17 protein-coding genes, 1 tRNA gene and 1 pseudogene are annotated in these 16,115 nt (G+C 59.6%); 7 read left to right on the top strand and 12 right to left on the bottom strand.

Annotated elements, in window-relative coordinates; all coding sequences use genetic code 11:
• From BFQ03_RS29995 to BFQ03_RS31035, 5 genes and pseudogenes are all read right to left on the bottom strand, one after another.
• A pseudogene (locus BFQ03_RS29995) lies at window positions 1–129 on the bottom strand (peptide ABC transporter permease); the annotation flags it as partial.
• The gene (locus tag BFQ03_RS23260) at window positions 129–1,988 is read right to left on the bottom strand and encodes an extracellular solute-binding protein (protein ID WP_065944141.1); all 1,860 of its coding nucleotides are present in this window, start codon (window positions 1,986–1,988) and stop codon (window positions 129–131) included. The gene BFQ03_RS23260 and the pseudogene BFQ03_RS29995, both read right to left, overlap by 1 nt.
• Before the next feature lie 135 nt (window positions 1,989–2,123).
• The gene (locus BFQ03_RS23255) at window positions 2,124–2,405 is read right to left on the bottom strand and encodes a peptidylprolyl isomerase (RefSeq protein ID WP_032861429.1); all 282 of its coding nucleotides are present in this window, start codon (window positions 2,403–2,405) and stop codon (window positions 2,124–2,126) included.
• A gap of 129 nt (window positions 2,406–2,534) precedes the next feature.
• A complete protein-coding gene (locus BFQ03_RS23250; RefSeq protein WP_032861428.1) occupies window positions 2,535–3,605 on the bottom strand; it encodes a 3-deoxy-7-phosphoheptulonate synthase in 1,071 nt (356 codons plus the stop codon).
• A gap of 339 nt (window positions 3,606–3,944) precedes the next feature.
• Window positions 3,945–4,079: a hypothetical protein gene (locus BFQ03_RS31035; RefSeq protein ID WP_262975311.1), complete on the bottom strand. Its 135-nt coding sequence runs from the start codon at window positions 4,077–4,079 to the stop codon at window positions 3,945–3,947.
• 147 nt (window positions 4,080–4,226) lie between these two features.
• Here BFQ03_RS31035 and BFQ03_RS23245 point away from each other — a divergent pair, with 147 nt between their 5' ends.
• The 6 genes from BFQ03_RS23245 to BFQ03_RS23220 all read left to right on the top strand — a co-directional run bounded on the left by BFQ03_RS23245 (window position 4,227) and on the right by BFQ03_RS23220 (window position 8,869).
• Entirely contained in the window at window positions 4,227–4,976 is a 750-nt protein-coding gene (locus tag BFQ03_RS23245) for a carbon-nitrogen hydrolase family protein (protein WP_032861427.1), read from the top strand.
• Between the two features lie 19 nt (window positions 4,977–4,995).
• A complete protein-coding gene (locus tag BFQ03_RS23240; protein WP_032861426.1) occupies window positions 4,996–5,436 on the top strand; it encodes a GNAT family N-acetyltransferase in 441 nt (146 codons plus the stop codon).
• Between the two features lie 219 nt (window positions 5,437–5,655).
• Entirely contained in the window at window positions 5,656–6,297 is a 642-nt protein-coding gene (gene uvrY / locus BFQ03_RS23235) for a response regulator transcription factor GacA (protein WP_029293774.1), read from the top strand.
• Window positions 6,298–6,313: 16 nt separating this feature from the next.
• Window positions 6,314–8,137, top strand: a complete 1,824-nt coding sequence (gene uvrC / locus BFQ03_RS23230) for an excinuclease ABC subunit UvrC (protein WP_032861471.1) — start codon at window positions 6,314–6,316, stop codon at window positions 8,135–8,137.
• A 32-nt stretch (window positions 8,138–8,169) separates the two neighbouring features.
• Complete coding sequence (gene pgsA, locus BFQ03_RS23225) at window positions 8,170–8,730, top strand: CDP-diacylglycerol--glycerol-3-phosphate 3-phosphatidyltransferase (RefSeq protein ID WP_029293776.1); 561 nt, start codon at window positions 8,170–8,172, stop codon at window positions 8,728–8,730.
• Between the two features lie 63 nt (window positions 8,731–8,793).
• Window positions 8,794–8,869: transfer RNA gene (locus tag BFQ03_RS23220), tRNA-Gly, on the top strand.
• Window positions 8,870–8,971: 102 nt separating this feature from the next.
• Here the strand turns inward: BFQ03_RS23220 and BFQ03_RS23215 are convergent.
• From BFQ03_RS23215 to BFQ03_RS23200, 4 genes are read right to left on the bottom strand one after another with little or no spacing between them, the layout of a single operon-like run.
• Window positions 8,972–9,436, bottom strand: coding sequence for a response regulator (locus BFQ03_RS23215; protein WP_065944140.1), 465 nt, complete (start codon window positions 9,434–9,436; stop codon window positions 8,972–8,974).
• Window positions 9,433–11,760, bottom strand: coding sequence for an ATP-binding protein (locus BFQ03_RS23210; RefSeq protein ID WP_065944139.1), 2,328 nt, complete (start codon window positions 11,758–11,760; stop codon window positions 9,433–9,435). The genes BFQ03_RS23215 and BFQ03_RS23210 overlap by 4 nt, the downstream gene beginning before the upstream one ends.
• Entirely contained in the window at window positions 11,757–12,410 is a 654-nt protein-coding gene (locus BFQ03_RS23205) for a response regulator (RefSeq protein WP_065944138.1), read from the bottom strand. Before BFQ03_RS23205 ends, BFQ03_RS23210 begins: the two co-directional genes overlap by 4 nt.
• Window positions 12,407–13,594: a sensor histidine kinase gene (locus BFQ03_RS23200; RefSeq protein WP_065944137.1), complete on the bottom strand. Its 1,188-nt coding sequence runs from the start codon at window positions 13,592–13,594 to the stop codon at window positions 12,407–12,409. Before BFQ03_RS23200 ends, BFQ03_RS23205 begins: the two co-directional genes overlap by 4 nt.
• Window positions 13,595–13,768: 174 nt before the next feature.
• Here BFQ03_RS23200 and BFQ03_RS23195 point away from each other — a divergent pair, with 174 nt between their 5' ends.
• Entirely contained in the window at window positions 13,769–14,266 is a 498-nt protein-coding gene (locus BFQ03_RS23195) for an SgcJ/EcaC family oxidoreductase (protein WP_065944148.1), read from the top strand.
• 69 nt (window positions 14,267–14,335) lie between these two features.
• Here BFQ03_RS23195 and BFQ03_RS30845 read toward each other — a convergent pair whose 3' ends face one another.
• From BFQ03_RS30845 to BFQ03_RS29325, 3 genes are all read right to left on the bottom strand, one after another.
• Window positions 14,336–14,656 carry a 3'-5' exonuclease gene (locus BFQ03_RS30845; RefSeq protein WP_239695277.1) on the bottom strand — a complete coding sequence of 107 codons (321 nt, stop codon included), beginning with the start codon at window positions 14,654–14,656 and terminating at the stop codon, window positions 14,336–14,338.
• An 11-nt stretch (window positions 14,657–14,667) separates the two neighbouring features.
• On the bottom strand, window positions 14,668–15,522 hold the full coding sequence (locus BFQ03_RS23185; RefSeq protein ID WP_065944135.1) for a nuclease-related domain-containing protein: 855 nt from the start codon (window positions 15,520–15,522) through the stop codon (window positions 14,668–14,670).
• Between the two features lie 82 nt (window positions 15,523–15,604).
• Window positions 15,605–15,844, bottom strand: a complete 240-nt coding sequence (locus BFQ03_RS29325) for a carbon storage regulator (protein ID WP_083204905.1) — start codon at window positions 15,842–15,844, stop codon at window positions 15,605–15,607.
• Window positions 15,845–16,115 lie beyond the last annotated feature (271 nt).

Raw genomic sequence — 16,115 nt, 5'->3', positions numbered from 1 at the left:
TTGCAGATGGGCGATGGCCTGTTCCACCGGCCCGCCGGGCGCGGCCTGGACGATGACGAAGTTGACCAGCAGGATAATCACCAGCGTCGGAATGATCAGCAGCAGGCGCCGCACGATATAGGCAAACATCAGTGCGTACCTCGGGTCTTGTCCAGCTCGGCTTTCATCTGTTCATTGGTCAAGGGTGTCGGGCTGACTTCCCACCATGACTCCAGCGCTTCGTCGTTGCTGGCCGCGATGGCCGGGCGTCCGAAGCGGTTCCACCAGGCGGCCGAGGTCCCGGGCGGGTAGTAATTGGGGATCCAGTAGTAGTTCCATTGCAGCACCCGGTCCAGGGCATGGGCGTAGCTGAGCATCTGCGCCTGGGTGGTGGCGCGCACCAGGCCGGTGATCAGGGTGTCGACCGCCGGGTTCTGCAAGACGAAGTAGTTGTTGGCACCTCGGTCGAACGCGGCGGCTGAGCCAAAGTAGTTGTACAGCTCAAGACCTGGCGAGGTGGTGACGGGAAAGCCGCTGACGATCATGTCGTAGTCGCGGCTCATCAGCCGGTTGACGTACTGCGAGGAGTCGATGCGCCGGATGTTCAGGGTGATGCCGATCTGCGCCAGGTTGCGCTTATAAGGCAATAGCAGGCGTTCAAGGCCGTTTTGCACATTGAGGAAAGTGAACTCCAGCGGCTCGCCGGCGGCATTCACCAGTTTGTCGCCCTTGGGCGTCCAGCCTGCTTCTTCCAGCAGGGCCAGGGCTTGCAACTGCTTGTCGCGGATCATCCCGCTGCCGTCGGTGGTTGGCGCCTTGAACACCTGGGTGAAGACTTCGTCGGGGATTTGCCCGCGCAAGGGTTCGAGAATCGCCAGCTCCTGGGCGTCGGGCAGTTGCGTGGCAGCCAGCGGGCTGTTGGAAAAGTAGCTTTGCTGGCGGATGTACAGGTTGCGCATCATCTGCCGGTTGGCCCACTCGAAATCCCAGAGCATGGCCAGGGCCTGGCGTACGCGGCGGTCCTGGAACATCGGTTTTTGCAGGTTGAACACGTAGCCTTGGGACGATTGCGGCGCGTCCTTGGCCAGGTGCGCGCGTTGCAGGCGGCCATCATCCAGGGCCGGGCCGTTGTAGCCGATGGAGTAGCCGGTGGCGGAAAATTCACGGTTGAAGTCGTAGGCGCCGCCTCGCAGGACCTGGCGGGCGACTTCGGTATCGCCGAAGTACTCCAGGCTCAGGCGGTCGAAGTTGTACAGGCCGCGGTTGACGGGCAAGTCCTTGCCCCACCAGTCGGGGTCGCGCTGGAAGGTGATGGTGCTGCCGGAGTTGATCTTGCTGACCTTGTACGGGCCACTGCCCAGAGGGGCTTCATAACCACCGCCGTTGGCAAAGTCGCGATCTTTCCACCAATGTTCGGGAAACACCGGCAGGGTTGCGACATCCAGGGGCAGGGTACGGTTTTCATTGCTGGAAAAGTCAAAACGCACTTGCAGGGGACCTTCCACTTCGACGTGCTTGACGTCGGCGAATAGCGTGCGAAAGCGCAGGCTGCCCTGGGTCATCAGCAGGTTGAAACTGTAGCGTACGTCTTCGGCGGTGATGGGCTTGCCGTCGGCAAACCGCGCCTTGGGGTTGAGGAAAAACCGCAGGAACAAGCCGTCCTCGGCGCGCTCCATCTTTTGCGCTACCAGGCCGTAGACCGTATAGGGCTCATCCAGCGAGCGGTAGGCCAGGGGCGAGTACACCCAACCGTCCACTTGGCTGACGCCGATGCCTTTGTCGATATAGGGCAGCACATGGTCAAAACGACCGACCTCAAGGGCCGAACGCTTCAGGCTGCCGCCCTTGGGCGCCTCGGGGTTTACATAATCGAAGTGGCTGAAGCCGGCAGGGTACTTGGCGGGTTCGCCGTAGACGGTCAGTGCGTGTTGAGGGGCCGCGAGCGATGCCGTGCTCGCCAGCAGCAGGGCCAGGGTAGAGCCAACTAACGTGAGGAAGTCCAGTCGCATTATCAGCCTTGAGCGCCGGGTGAAGAAGGAAGGGGACTTGTACCCTAACCGCGCGCGGGTCGCCAGTCACCCCGCCGGGGCACAAACACAACGGCCCACCAAAAGGCGGGCCGTTGTGGTTTGCTAAGACGCTGATCAGTCCTGGCGGCTGGTCACTTCCAGCAGGTGGTAACCGAACTGGGTTTTCACCGGACCTTGCACGGTGTTGACCGGGGCGCTGAATACGACAGTGTCGAATTCCTTGACCATCTGGCCTGGGCCGAACGAACCCAGGTTGCCGCCATCACGGCTCGATGGGCAGCTGGAGTTGGCTTTGGCGATTTCTGCGAAATCAGCGCCGCCTTCGATCTGGGCTTTGAGTTCGTTGCACTTGTCTTCGGTGGCAACCAGGATGTGGCGGGCGGTGGCTTTGGCCATGGTGGGTAACTCCTTGAATAAAAAAGGTGAGCCTACCGGATTCAGGCGGTTATTTCCCGGCAAAGTTCCACTGATTTGCGTCGGTACCTGATGTAAAGCCATCGCCGGCTTGCCGGCGATAGCGGTAGCTCAGGCGTGGTCGCGCAGGCGTTGTGCCGCTTCACGCAACAACTGCTCGGTGCCGTCCCAACCCAGGCAACCGTCGGTCACCGAAACCCCGTAGCGCATCGACGGGCTGAGCGGCTGGCAGCCTTCGAACAGATGACTTTCCAGCATCATGCCGATCAGCGAGGTGTCGCCTTGCAGGCGTTGCTCCAGCACATCATTGAAGACTGCAGGCTGGCGCATTGGGTCTTTGCCGCTGTTGGCATGGCTGCAATCGACCATGATCCGCGTGGCCACTTTGCTTTTGGCCAGGTCGGTCTTGACCTGGGCCACGCTCTGGCGGTCGTAGTTCGGACCACGGTGGCCGCCACGCAACACCAGGTGGGTGTCCGCGTTGCCTGGGGTCTGGATGATCGCCGGATGCCCCTGGCTGTCGACGCCGAAGTGGCGGTGCGGGTGGGCTGCGGAGCGCATGGCGTCACAGGCGATGGCCACGCCGCCATCGGTGCCGTTCTTGAAGCCGACAGGCATGCCCAGGCCGCTGGCCATTTCCCGATGGATCTGCGATTCGGTGGTGCGCGCGCCGATGGCGACCCAACTGAGCACGTCTTCGAAGTAACCGGCGGCCATCGGTTGCAGCAGCTCGGTGGCGACCGGCAAGCCCAGGCGCAGCATTTCGCGCATCAATTCCCGGGACAGGCTGAGGCCAGCGGCCATGTCATCGCTGCCATCCAGGTGCGGGTCGTAGGCCAGGCCTTTCCAGCCAATGGTGGTGCGCGGTTTTTCGACGTAGGCGCGGATCACCAGCAACATCTGGTCACTGACGTCATTGGCCAGTTTCTTCAGATTGCGCGCGTATTCCATGGCGGATTCAGGATCATGGATCGAGCAGGGTCCGACGATGACCAGCAATCGGCTGTCTTCGCCATTGAGGATTGCACGGATAGCCTGGCGATGAGCATTGACTTGCTCGGTCAGGAACGGGCTCAGGGGCAACTGGTGCTTGAGCTCAAGGGCGCTGGGCAAGCGCTGGGTCAGCGCTTCATTGGCGCTGGACAGGGTGGTGACGGGCAGGGCGGCGATGGAGGAGTTCATAGTTTCGGCTTCCTGGGCAAGCGGCGGGCTGTTCCCGCACGCTCTGCCCTACTGGGGTGTTCGACAATTGGCCGTATTGGCTGCGTGTGTTGGCTTGCCACCAATAGGTGACCGATCGGAGGCGGCAGGCTGTCCCGAACGGAGCTTGCTAAATCGCCAGGCGGTGCAGGTGTCGTAACGGTAATAAGTGGTGTAGTTCATGGTGTGATTCCCTTTAAGTTCGGTGTGTAGCAAAAAATGTTCAGGGCTGAAAAAACAAAACCCCCGGTCGGGGAGCCGACCGGGGGTTAGATTTCTCTGGCAGGCGACCCCTTGAGTAGTGGGCGCCGATTTCAGGTATCAGGCGCGCCAGTGGCTAAACCAATACCCAAAATAAAAGCTGACCAGTGCGCTCAAACCGTTCACGCGGGTAGCCACGACCGAACGCTGTGCGTTGGCAGTAGGGCGAGCCTGGGTGAGGGTGAGTTGCAACATGGTGTTTCTCCAAATGATGGGGTGGAGCTTAACTGAGGCACGCTGCTGGATTCAATCAGTAATTTCTATCGCGATGAGTGACTTAGCGCTATGACGCAAGTCCCGATATGCTGGATGGATACTCACACCCATTGCCAGGACGCGACCATGACCACCTTGACCCTTGCCAGTGCCCAAACCTGCTCCATCGCTGGCGACCTGGCAGCGAATATCGAGCGCCACCTGGCATTTATGGTCGCTGCTGCCGAGCACGACGTGCAATTGCTGGTGTTCCCGGAACTGTCCTTGACCGGCTATGAACCTTTCCTGGCAATGGAGTTGGCGATCGCGCCGAACGACGCGGTACTGACGCCGCTGCGGGAAATGGCGCGTGAGCTGAACATGACGGCGGTGGTCGGCATGCCCATTCGCTTGCCGTCGAGCACTGGGGTGCTGATTGGGGCGTTGGTACTGGCCGCCGATGGTTCGTTGGCGGTGTACAGCAAACAACATCTGCACTCCGGTGAAGAACTGGCATTTATGCCGGGACAGGGTGGCGAGGCGTTGGTATGGGGTGATGACCGGATCGCCCTGGCGGTTTGCGCTGACTTTTCCCACGCCAGCCATCCGCGTGATGCGGCGGCGCTCGGGGCCACAGTCTATGCGGCAGGCGTTTTGATCAGCGACGGTGGTTACGCTGCCGATAGTGCGTTGCTCCAGGGCTATGCTGGCGAACACTCGATGGTGGTGCTGATGGCCAACCATGGCGGGCCGTCCGGTGGCTGGGTATGTGCCGGACGTAGCGCGATCTGGGGCGCCGACGGCGCATTGATTGCGGCTGCGTCAGGTGTCGGCGATGCCCTGGTCATCGCGCGCAGGGAGGCAGGCAACTGGAGTGGCTGGTCAGTCGCGCTGTGATGCCATGGAGCACACTGTTATGGCATTCACGCTCAGGGCTGCATCGGATCAACACCTGGCCTTTGCGCGCAGCCTGACGCATCAGGCGATGGATCACTACTATCGACAGTACGATCTGACGTGGTCCGACAAAGGCTTCGATACCGCCTGGGCCGGGCGGGAGAACTGGTTGATCTGCCAGGGCGACAGGTTGCTGGGGTTTGTGAGCCTGAGCCGGGATGATCATGCGTTGTACATTCGCGAACTGCACATTCTTGATGCTTTGCGCTGCCAGGGCGCGGGCAGTTGGGTGTTGGAGCAGATGATCGCCAAGGCGAGGGCGGAAAGCCGGGGTTACTTGCGGTTGACCGTATTCAAGACCAATCCGGCAAAAAGACTCTATCAGCGCAAGGGCCTGAGTATTGTCGCTGAGGAGGGTTGTTTCTGGCGTATGGAGTCTGGCTGGCTGTCCGCAGGCTGAGCAGCACCTTGGCAGAGTATTCCTCTGTGGTGCCTGGAAAAACCCGGCCGGTCCTCAAGGAATCCTGACCTTTTACCCAGGAAACAACCCCGTTTGTCGCTCGGCAGGCGGTCGTAGCGTATTGAAACTCTATATATATGACGCGTTCAGCTAGGTCTGTGCCTTGGTTTTTTGCTAAGGTGTTCAGCAACCTATAAGACCATTTCGCGAGGTGTCTGCTTGATTAGGGTGCTAGTAGTCGATGACCATGATCTCGTTCGTACAGGCATTACACGAATGCTGGCTGACATCGATGGCCTGCAAGTAGTCGGCCAGGCCGAGTCGGGAGAGGAATCCCTGATCAAGGCGCGCGAGTTGAAACCCGATGTGGTTTTGATGGACGTCAAGATGCCGGGGATTGGTGGTCTTGGCGCTACCTGCAAGTTGTTGCGCAGTCATCCGGATATCAAGGTCGTCGTGGTCACTGTCTGTGAAGAAGACCCTTTTCCTACCAGGCTTCTGCAGGCCGGCGCGGCCGGTTATCTGACCAAGGGCGCGGGGCTCGCGGAAATGGTCCAGGCCATCCGCCTGGTATTCGCCGGCCAACGCTATATCAGCCCACAGATTGCCCAGCAACTGGCGATCAAGTCGTTTCAGCCTGTCAGCGACTCGCCATTTGATGCATTGTCCGAGCGCGAGATTCAGATCGCCTTGATGATTGTGGGCTGCCAGAAGGTCCAGTCGATTTCCGACAAGCTCTGCCTGTCGCCGAAAACCGTGAACACCTACCGTTATCGAATTTTCGAGAAGCTATCCATCAGCAGTGATGTTGAACTGACCTTGCTGGCGGTTCGCCACGGCATGGTGGACGCCAGCGCCTGAAATGCAAGCCACTGAAATAACAGCCGCGTTTGATCCGAGTGCATTTCTTGCAACCTGCAGTGGTCGGCCCGGCGTGTATCGCATGTTCGACAGCGAGGCGCGCCTGCTGTATGTCGGCAAGGCCAAGAACCTCAAGAAACGCCTGGCCAGCTATTTTCGCAAGACCGGCCTGGCGCCGAAGACCGCCGCCCTGGTGGGGCGGATCGCCCAGGTCGAAACCACCATCACCGCCAATGAAACCGAGGCGCTGCTGCTTGAGCAGACGCTGATCAAGGAATGGCGGCCGCCCTACAATATTCTGTTGCGTGACGATAAGTCCTACCCGTACGTGTTTCTGTCGGACGGTGACTTTCCGCGCCTGAGCATCCATCGCGGGGCGAAGAAGCAAAAGGGCAAGTATTTTGGTCCATACCCCAGCGCCGGGGCGATCCGCGAGAGCCTGAGCCTGCTGCAAAAGACGTTCTTTGTGCGCCAGTGCGAAGACAGCTTCTACAAGAACCGCACCCGCCCGTGCCTGCAATACCAGATCAAGCGCTGCAAGGCGCCCTGCGTGGGGTTGGTCGAGCCGCAGGAGTATGCCGAGGACGTGCGTCACTCGGTGATGTTCCTGGAAGGGCGCAGCAATGCCCTGGCCGACGAGTTGTCCGGTGCCATGGAGCAGGCGGCCAGTGTCCTGGACTTTGAGCGGGCCGCCGAGCTGCGCGACCAGGTGTCCTTACTGCGCCGGGTCCAGGACCAGCAAAGCATGGAAGGCGGCACCGGTGACGTGGATGTGATTGCGGCCTTCGTCAATCCTGGCGGCGCCTGTGTGCACTTGATCAGTGTGCGTGGCGGCCGGGTGCTGGGCAGCAAGAACTTCTTTCCGCAGACGGGAATCGAGGAGGAGGTGGCCGACGTCATGGCGGCGTTCCTCGGCCAGTACTACGTCAGCAGCCCCGAGCGCGACCTGCCGTCCGAACTGATCGTCAACGTGGTGCACGAAGACTTCCCTGCGTTGATCGAGGCGATCCACGCACTGCGTGGCCGTGAACTGGACATCAGTCACCGGGTGCGCGGCACGCGTGCGCGCTGGCAGCAGTTGGCGGTGACCAACGCCGAACAGGCCCTGAGTGCGCGCCTGGCCAACCGCCAGCATGTGGCCGCACGTTTTGAAGCGCTGGCTGACGTACTCAAGCTTGACGAGCCGCCGCAACGCCTGGAGTGCTACGACATCAGCCATTCCAGCGGCGAGGCGACCGTGGCGTCTTGTGTGGTCTTCGGTCCGGAAGGGCCGATCAAGTCCGATTATCGACGCTATAACATTGAAGGCGTCACCCCTGGCGACGACTATGCTGCCATGCATCAGGCCCTGACCCGACGCTTCAGCAAACTCAAGGACGGCGAGGGCAAGCTGCCGGATATCCTGCTGGTGGACGGCGGCAAGGGCCAATTGTCCATGGCCCGTGACGTACTCAACGAGTTGGCGGTGCCCGACCTGATCCTGCTCGGCGTGGCCAAGGGCGCGACGCGCAAGGCCGGTTTTGAAACGTTGTACTTGAATGATGCGGCCCATGAGTTCACCTTGAAGGGCGATTCACCGGCGTTGCACCTGATTCAGCAGATTCGCGACGAGGCTCACCGTTTCGCCATTACTGGCCACCGCGCCCGACGTGGCAAAACCCGACGCACCTCAACCCTGGAAGGGGTGGCGGGCGTAGGGCCAAAGCGGCGCCGCGAACTGTTGAAACATTTTGGTGGTTTGCAGGAATTGTCCCGTGCCAGCATTGAAGAAATAGCCAAAGCCCCCGGTATCAGTAAAAAGCTTGCTGAGTTGATTTATGCAAACCTACACAGCGAGTAGAATGCCCTCTCACCTCGTAGCCAGTTGTGCCGATGAATATCCCTAATCTGATCACCGTTCTACGCGTCCTGCTCATTCCGATTTTCATTTTGCTGTTTTACCTGCCCTATGAATGGAGCTACATGGCCTCCAGTTCGGTCTTTGCCTTCGCGGCCGCGACCGACTGGCTGGATGGCTACCTGGCACGACGCCTGGAGCAGAGCACGCCGTTTGGCGCGTTCCTCGACCCTGTGGCCGACAAGCTGATGGTCGCCGTAGCCCTGGTGCTGCTCGTCCAGGAACACGGCAACCTGTGGCTGACCCTGCCAGCTGCCGTGATCATCGGTCGCGAGATCGTCGTCTCGGCCCTGCGTGAATGGATGGCCGAAATCGGCGCACGGGCCCACGTGGCCGTGTCCAACATGGGCAAATGGAAAACCGCCGCGCAGATGCTGGCGCTGGTCATCCTGCTGGCCAACCCGTCGAACTTCACCTTCTGGGTCCTGCTGGGCTACGCCTTGCTGCTGATCGCCGCGGGCCTGACCCTGTGGTCCATGCTGCAATACCTGCGCGCCGCCTGGCCCCATCTGCGCACGACGGTTGAAAAGAAATAAAACTTTTTTGAATCAAGGGGTTGACGTGTGTTCTGGAATCTATAGAATGCACACCACCAAGACGCGGGAATAGCTCAGTTGGTAGAGCACGACCTTGCCAAGGTCGGGGTCGCGAGTTCGAGTCTCGTTTCCCGCTCCAAGCATTAAAGAAAAAGCCACTCTAACGAGTGGCTTTTTTTTGCCTGTGATTTGGGGAGTAGACGCTTCGGCGCGTTCTTTGGGCGTTGCGTGATCGAGCTATTCAGTCTGATGACTTTGAACCGCGCCTTTGCAGCAAATCGATTTGATCCGCTGGCACCAAGGTGCGCAAGGTCTTGTAAAGCACGCGGGTTTCCAGCAGGTTCCAGACGCGCAACATGGTTTCCAGCGCATCCAGTGGTTTGCTGATGAAATCCTTGGCTCCCAGGGCCAGGGCGCGCAAGCGTGTGTCGCGGGTGGCGTCGGCGGTGAGCACCAGAATCGGCAAGTATTCGCTGCTTGGGATACGCCGGTTGAGTTGTTCCAGCACGGCGAAGCCGTCGAACTCGGGCATGTGCAGGTCGAGAATCACCAGGTCCGGCTCGAAGCTGTTGAACAGCTCCAGAGTCCGCAACGGTTGGGTGCTGCTCAGCACATTGGTCAGCCCTTCACGCACCAGCAATTGCTCCACTAGATCGAGGTTGGGGCGTTTGTCGTCGATGATCAGAATGCGCAGGTCGGGGTTCACACGGGCTCCGGAAAGTACTGGTCGAGGTGGGCAAGGAACGAAGGAATGTGAATCGGTTTGGTCAGCACGGCGGTCGCGCCCGCGTCACTCAAGGCCTGGCGGGTGAGGTCGGTGGCATCGGCGGTGATCATTAGCACCGGGGTGGTTCGGGTGATTGCGCACCGGCGCAAGCGCTGCAGAACGTTCAGCCCGTCAATGTCCGGCAGCGAGACATCCAGCAGGATAAGCTGTGGCGCATGTTGGGTAGCCAGGTCCAGCCCCAATTGACCTTGCATGCTCGAGAGCAGTTTTATCCCAGGTCGCCGTTGCAGCACGGTTTCGATGAGCGCCAGGCTGGAGAGGTTGTCTTCGATGCACAACACCTTGCCCTGAACTTCGGGGTCTGCAAGTGCAGGGATCAGCGGTCGATTATCGAGCGCGGCAGCGGCTGCCCCGACGGCGTCCTGCAAGTGTACAAACGCCAGCTCCAGGGTAAATCGGGAACCGACGCCGGGTTGACTTTGCACGGTCAGGCTTCCGTTCATCATTTCCAGCAGGCTCTTGCTCAGTGCCAGACCAAGGCCGCTGCCTTCCACATTCGGGTCGGTCTCCAGGCGTTCAAACGGCTTGAACAGGCGAACCAGGCGATCAGCCGCAATGCCTTTGCCGGTATCGCTGATCGACACAGCGATTCGTTGCTGATCAATCTTGACCTCGATGCTGACCTGACCCTCAGGCCGGTTATATTTGATGGCGTTTGACAGCAGGTTCAGCAACACCTGAGTCAGGCGTTGTCGATCGGCGACGATCCCACTGTCAGCGGCCAGGATTGGCAGCGGTGCCAGCTGGATGCCGGCATCGGCGGCCATTGGCGAGACCAGCGTCAAGGCTTCTTGCAAGGCGATTGCCAAGGGCACGGATTCGATGTTCAGCGGCAGGCGTCCGGCTTCGATCTTGGCAATGTCCAGCACTTCATTGATCAGGATCAGCAGGTGCTGGCCGGCACGCAGTATGTGACCGATCTGCGCCTTTTGCCCAGGGGGCGCGTCCATGTCCAGCAGTTGCGCAAAGCCCAGGATCGAGTTGAGCGGGGTGCGCAGTTCGTGGCTCATGCGCGACAGGAATTCACTTTTAGCCAGGCTGGCGCGCTCGGCCTCTTCGCGGGCAGTGCGCAACGCAATCTCGGCGGCGCGGCGATCGGTAATGTCCCGGGTGATTTTAGAGAACCCACGCAACGTGCCGCTGCTGTCGTATTGCGCAGTGATTACCACGCTGGCCCAGAAGCGGCTGCCATTCTTGCGGCAACGCCAGGCTTCCTCCATGTAATGCCCGTCGCGAGTGGCCTCACGCAAGGCCATTTCGGGATGCTGTGGGCACTCTTGCGGCAGGTAAAACATTGAGAAGTGTTGGCCAATGATTTCCTGCTCGGTATAGCCCTTGATTCGCTCGGCGCCGGCGTTCCAACTGGTGACATAACCCTGGGTGTCGAGGGCGAAGATCCCGTAGTCCTTCACGCCGTCTATGATCAGCCGCAAGCGTTCTTCGTTGTCGCGCAACGCGCGTTCACGTTCAGCCAGCAGTAGGCCGGCTTCCACCAGACGAGTGCCCAACTGGCCAATCTCATCGTTCTCCGGCGGTTGTGGCTGCAAAGGTTGCCCCAGGGCCAGGCGTTGGGCATTGCCCTGGACCTGCTGCACCCTGGCTACGATCCCTTTGGACAAAAACAGTACCGCCACGATGGCACCAAATAGTCCGCAGAGGGCGGCCAGTAAGGTTGAGAACAACAGCCGCTGACGGGTCGCGTATGCCGCCGCAGTCCGCTCGGCCAGCAACGTGTCCTCAAGGGTGAGCATGGTGCCGATATGCTCGCGCAATTCATCGAGGATGTATTTGTTATTGACCAGGATGGTGGTGAGCGACTCCGGTTTAGCCTCTCGATCGCGAAGCATTTGCTCCAGCCCATCGATTTTGCTGTTGATCAGCGGTGCGATGGCGGTAAGTTGTGCACGCACCCGTTCATCACGCACATGGCTGTCGAGGCGGCGCAGGGCCGATTCGATCAGGGGCTTGGCTTTCAGATAGCCCGGCAGGAAATCTTCTTGATGTGTAAGCAGATAACCGCGCACGCTGGCGGCCGCTTCGGCGAGCAAGGTGTGCACAGTCTGGATATCGCCTTGCACCAGCAATACCCGGCGCACGTCTTCTTCGGCACGGGCAGTCTGGCGCTCGGTGATGTAGATCAACACCAGTGACAGCAACAGGATCACCAATGGCAGGGAAATCACCACCAGGGCCTTGCCCCGTAGCGGCAGGTCGGCCCAGCGTCCGACATAAAACACCTTCATGGTTGGGTCACCAGGCCCAGAGCAATGCCACGCACCGCAGCCTGGGTTCGGTCAGCCGCCCCGAGTTTGCCGATGACCCGTTCGACGTGGGCTTTTGCCGTGCCGGTGGTAATCCCCAGTTTCTCACCGATCAGGCGATTGCTCATGCCGTTGGCCACCAGCCCAAGTACCTGGCGTTCTCGTGCAGTGAGGTTTTCGGTGGGTGTACCGCCACTCGCATTACGTTCGGTCATGCGTCTTAGCAGGCGGGCGCTGACGGAACGATTGAGGGCTTCTTCACCGGCAGCGACGCGCTGCAGGGCGTCGATCACTTCGTCGCGACTGGCGTCTTTGAGCAGGTAACCGACGGCGCCGGCACTCATGGCCGCCTCAAGATGGTCGGGGCTGTCGTCCATGGTGAAAATCACCACTTTCAGGGTCGGCAGGCGTTGCTGAAGCAGACGTGCAGCGCCCAGGCCGTTGAGCAACGGCATGCGGATGTCGAGGATCACTATATCCGGCAGCAACCGTTCGCACAGCTCGACGGCCTCCTGACCATCGCGGGCCTGACCGACCACTTCGAATTGCGGATGACCGGCCAGCAAGGCGACAAAACCGGTGCGCGTGACTTCATGATCATCAGCGAGCACGAGACGTAGGAGGTGGGTCATTGGGGTGTTCCATCCAGGTTCACGGGTACGCCGACGTGCAGTTGGGTACCGCCGTTGATTGCGCTGGTGCAGGTGAGGCGTCCACCCAACAGGCTGGCGCGTTCCTGCATGGTGACCAGGCCCAGATGTCGAGTTTTGTCGGTATCGAGTTGGCGTTCGGGGGCAGCAAAGCCTTTGCCGTTATCTTTTACCCGCAGCCAGGCCTGACCGTCGTGCAGTTCCAACGCCAGTTGCACCTGTCTGGCGTGCGCATGTTTGAGGATATTGTTGATCGCTTCCTGGGCGATCCTGAACAAACCGATCTCCACCTGACTGGGAAAGCGCACCTCGCAACGCGTTAACCAATGCACGCTGATTCCGGCTTCGCGCAGCCGATCAGCTTCTTTATCGACCGCCTTGAGCAATCCGAAATCGTCGAGCACCGTCGGGCGCAGGCCGCTGATCAGTTGCCGGCCTTCAACCACGCAATGCTGGGCCAGTGCCAGAATCGCCTGCAAGTCTGCCCCGAGGGTGTCCGGCAGTGTCGGGCAGCGGCCGGCAAAACCTTGCAGCCGCTGGTGCAAGCCCGCGAGGGTTTGCGCCAGGCCGTCGTGCAGGTCATAGGCGACGTGCTTACGTTCGTCTTCTTGCGCACAAAACAGCCGTTTGACCAGATCCGACAGAGTGCGATCCCGGGCTTTGAGCGTTGTCAGTAATCGGTCATTTTCAAGGTGCGCAGCCAGCAGGGTAGCGAGCAGTTGCATGGATTCGCTGTCTTCGTTGTCCGGCGCCCGCAGGCTCACGCTGTTGGCCAGCACCAGGGCGCCAAAGGCATTCCCGTCGCCACCGCGTAACGGCACCCGCAGCACATTGGGCAAGGATTCCCCCGGACGATCCTGCCAGTGCGGCGTGCGCATTGTACGGTCGGCGGCGATCTCCAGACTGTTCAGTCGATCACGGCAGCCATGCCGGGCGGTGGTGCTAACGCGTCCGTCGGCGTCCCACTCCAGCAGCATCCCGTGGTCCATCGCGAGGAAGGCGCAAGCCCGTGCCAATACTTGCTCGCGCATGGCGTCCGGGGCCAGCCGGGTCAACTCCTGCCCGGTATGTACCAACAGCCGCAGGCGCGCCGCGCGACTCTCCGATTGCCGATATTGGGTGCGGATGGCCAAGGCACTACCGGGGTCGTGTGGCAGGGTTTGCATGCTTGGGCTCCGGCGTTGGGGCAAGCGCCACGGGCGCAGGGAGGGTCATTAAACCTTGTTAACGGTACGGGGTGCCATCTGCCAAATGGCATAGCTAAATGATTCCGGTTGGCCGATGTCGGGGGGCTGGCGGGTTGGCAAAGTGTGCGCAACGACCACCACTGGAATATCGCAATGAAATTCAAAACCCCGACCATTGCCTTGCTTTTTGCCTTGAGCGCACCGTTTGTTCAAGCAGCGCAGACGTCTCCGTATGTCTACAACGCTGTGGCCCAAGTGCCTGACAGCGTGAAGGACCGTGAGATTGCCGGTTTGTTTGACCGTTGGAACAGCATGTTGCAGACCGGTAACGCTCAATCGGTGGTCGACCTGTACGCGCCGGACGCGGTGCTGCAGCCAACCATGTCCAATCAGCTGCGCACCACGTCGGCTCAGATCAAGGACTACTTCGATCACTTCATAGCGCTCAAGCCTGTAGGCCAAATCAACTACCGCGACATCAGCCTGCTGGGCAGTAACGTGGCCGTGGATAGCGGCGTCTACACCTTCACCCTGACCGAGGCGACCGGCAAGACGCGTCAGGTGCAGGCGCGCTATACCTTTGTCTACGAACAGGTGGACGGCCATTGGAAGATTCTCAATCACCATTCTTCGGCGATGCCTGAAGCCTAGGAGCAATGAGACGTCCGCGCGACGTGACCTTCAATGATCGACCTCACTGCTGCTCAGTTCGAGGTCTTTTTATAGTTCAATGTTATGCGCATCGTTCCCCGCCAAATGCTCGCTGACCGCCCTGATCGCCTCCTGGACCCGCCGGGTAAAGCTGGAGTGATCACGGTGCATCATCAGCAAGCGATCAATGGCCCTCGTCAAGGCCACGTATAGCACGCGTGTTTCATCTTCGTCATCTGCGCCGTTGATGGGCATGTCGTGCAGATAGGGGAGGATAACCAAGCCGAACTCCAGGCCTTTGCTGGAATGCATGCTGAAGATTTTGACTGTATCTGCATCATCGTAGAGTTTGCTGCGGTCTTGGGTGAGGCGCGTGGAGACAAATGGAATGCCAGCGTCCTTCAGGATTTTTTCAATGTGCTCGGCTTGAGCCCAATGTCGTTAAATAACGGCCATGTCGTCCAGTGTGCGCCCCTTGCGTTGTCATGGATCACGCGATGGCCTTCGCCGATGGACCGCGCCAACTGTTCCTGTTGTAAGTCCATCACCTTGATCAAACTCGGCACCGGCGCTTCGTGAGCGTTGAACAGACCAAACTGACCCGGTGAGAGGTTTACTCGTACCTCCGGAAACAAGTGGTAGCGCACTCGGTCAATTTGCTCATCTGTGAGGTGGCAGGCGAACACCTGAGCAAACATCCTGATCAGGCGCGCCTCAAAGCCCTCGCTTTCTACCGCCTCAGTAATTTCATCTCGGCAGATGACTCGCTGTTCAGCCAGCACATTGGCAAGCCCGGCGCTCTCGAACTGCTTACGGGTGATCTCTGTCAGGACCACGCCCCAGCTGTAGGGCATCAGTAAGCTACGCTCGTGAATAGAACCGGCTGGCTGTTGCAATGCCGGATCATTTTGCAGCAGCTTCACGGCCTCCAGGGTGTTGATCCGAGCCTGCGCTAACGGGTTGGCCACGGTTTTCAATTGACCTTCGACACGGATCCTGGCGTGCTCAGCGGTCAGGCTTTCGATGGTCTCCACCTTCCAGTCCTTTACCTCCAGCGCCAGAATCCCTCGTTGCGGATGCATCAGCACGAAGTCCGGCCGCAAGCCTTTTGGGCCTACAGGTACATTGAACCAGCACAGCCAATCGTCCGACAGTTTCTTTTCCAGGCGTTCAGCCAGACGGCGCTCGCCCGCAGTATCAAACCGACAGATGTTGCGGGAGGGAAAATGTAGAGCCATGTCGTATGCCTCGATCATTTGCGTACTCGATATGATTCAGAGCGACGCAAAATAATAAGTTCGCAGCGTGACTGCGCTTTATCAATCGCGGGACGGTCTGTCATGACCGATTTTTTGGCAATGGTGATTCAGGTGCGGATGGCGAGCCTGGCCTTTTGTCTTTGTCCTCGGCATCTATAGCTCTTTCATGCAGTTCGGATCGAGCGATCGAGATGTGCTTGGGTGCCTGGATGCCTAAAGAGACATGACTGTCTATAACGTCAATCACCTTGATCTGAATTTCGTCGTCGATACGTAAGCGTTCGCCGGTCCTCCTAGTGATAAGTAGCAATGGCAGCACCTTTCAAATTGGGGTGAATGTTCGGGCCATTAATTCCATGCATTGTCCGAAATGCATGTAGGAAATTTCCTGCGCTGCGGTTGATTGGGTATCTCAGTTTTAGGCCCTGAAATGTCAGGCCTTTTGATCTCAGCATTTCCCGGTCGGGAGGACGCAAGTCAGGCAGTGGAGTGCCAGTGCCGTTGAGAGTATCCAATGAGGCCAGCGCCTGGATGGGTCAGGCGGTGCAACAGTTATCGGTGGCCTTTCAAGGGCCAGCGTATGGCTCAGC

Source organism: Pseudomonas sp. 25 R 14 (genome assembly GCF_900004755.1).
GTDB classification, from domain to species: Bacteria; Pseudomonadota; Gammaproteobacteria; order Pseudomonadales; family Pseudomonadaceae; genus Aquipseudomonas; species Aquipseudomonas brenneri.
This window is presented reverse-complemented; position numbering and strand designations above follow the sequence as displayed.

Excerpts from the sequence above, each read along its gene's own strand:
- BFQ03_RS23185 (WP_065944135.1), bottom strand. The coding sequence starts at position 15,522 with ATGATCGAGGCATACGACATGGCTCTACATTTTCCCTCCCGCAACATC.
- BFQ03_RS23210 (WP_065944139.1), bottom strand. The coding sequence starts at position 11,760 with ATGAAGGTGTTTTATGTCGGACGCTGGGCCGACCTGCCGCTACGGGGC.
- BFQ03_RS23195 (WP_065944148.1), top strand. The coding sequence starts at position 13,769 with ATGAAATTCAAAACCCCGACCATTGCCTTGCTTTTTGCCTTGAGCGCA.
- BFQ03_RS23200 (WP_065944137.1), bottom strand. The coding sequence starts at position 13,594 with ATGCAAACCCTGCCACACGACCCCGGTAGTGCCTTGGCCATCCGCACC.
- BFQ03_RS23205 (WP_065944138.1), bottom strand. The coding sequence starts at position 12,410 with ATGACCCACCTCCTACGTCTCGTGCTCGCTGATGATCATGAAGTCACG.
- pgsA (WP_029293776.1), top strand. The coding sequence starts at position 8,170 with ATGAATATCCCTAATCTGATCACCGTTCTACGCGTCCTGCTCATTCCG.
- BFQ03_RS23260 (WP_065944141.1), bottom strand. The coding sequence starts at position 1,988 with ATGCGACTGGACTTCCTCACGTTAGTTGGCTCTACCCTGGCCCTGCTG.
- BFQ03_RS23240 (WP_032861426.1), top strand. The coding sequence starts at position 4,996 with ATGGCATTCACGCTCAGGGCTGCATCGGATCAACACCTGGCCTTTGCG.
- BFQ03_RS31035 (WP_262975311.1), bottom strand. The coding sequence starts at position 4,079 with ATGTTGCAACTCACCCTCACCCAGGCTCGCCCTACTGCCAACGCACAG.
- BFQ03_RS23250 (WP_032861428.1), bottom strand. The coding sequence starts at position 3,605 with ATGAACTCCTCCATCGCCGCCCTGCCCGTCACCACCCTGTCCAGCGCC.
- BFQ03_RS23255 (WP_032861429.1), bottom strand. The coding sequence starts at position 2,405 with ATGGCCAAAGCCACCGCCCGCCACATCCTGGTTGCCACCGAAGACAAG.
- BFQ03_RS23245 (WP_032861427.1), top strand. The coding sequence starts at position 4,227 with ATGACCACCTTGACCCTTGCCAGTGCCCAAACCTGCTCCATCGCTGGC.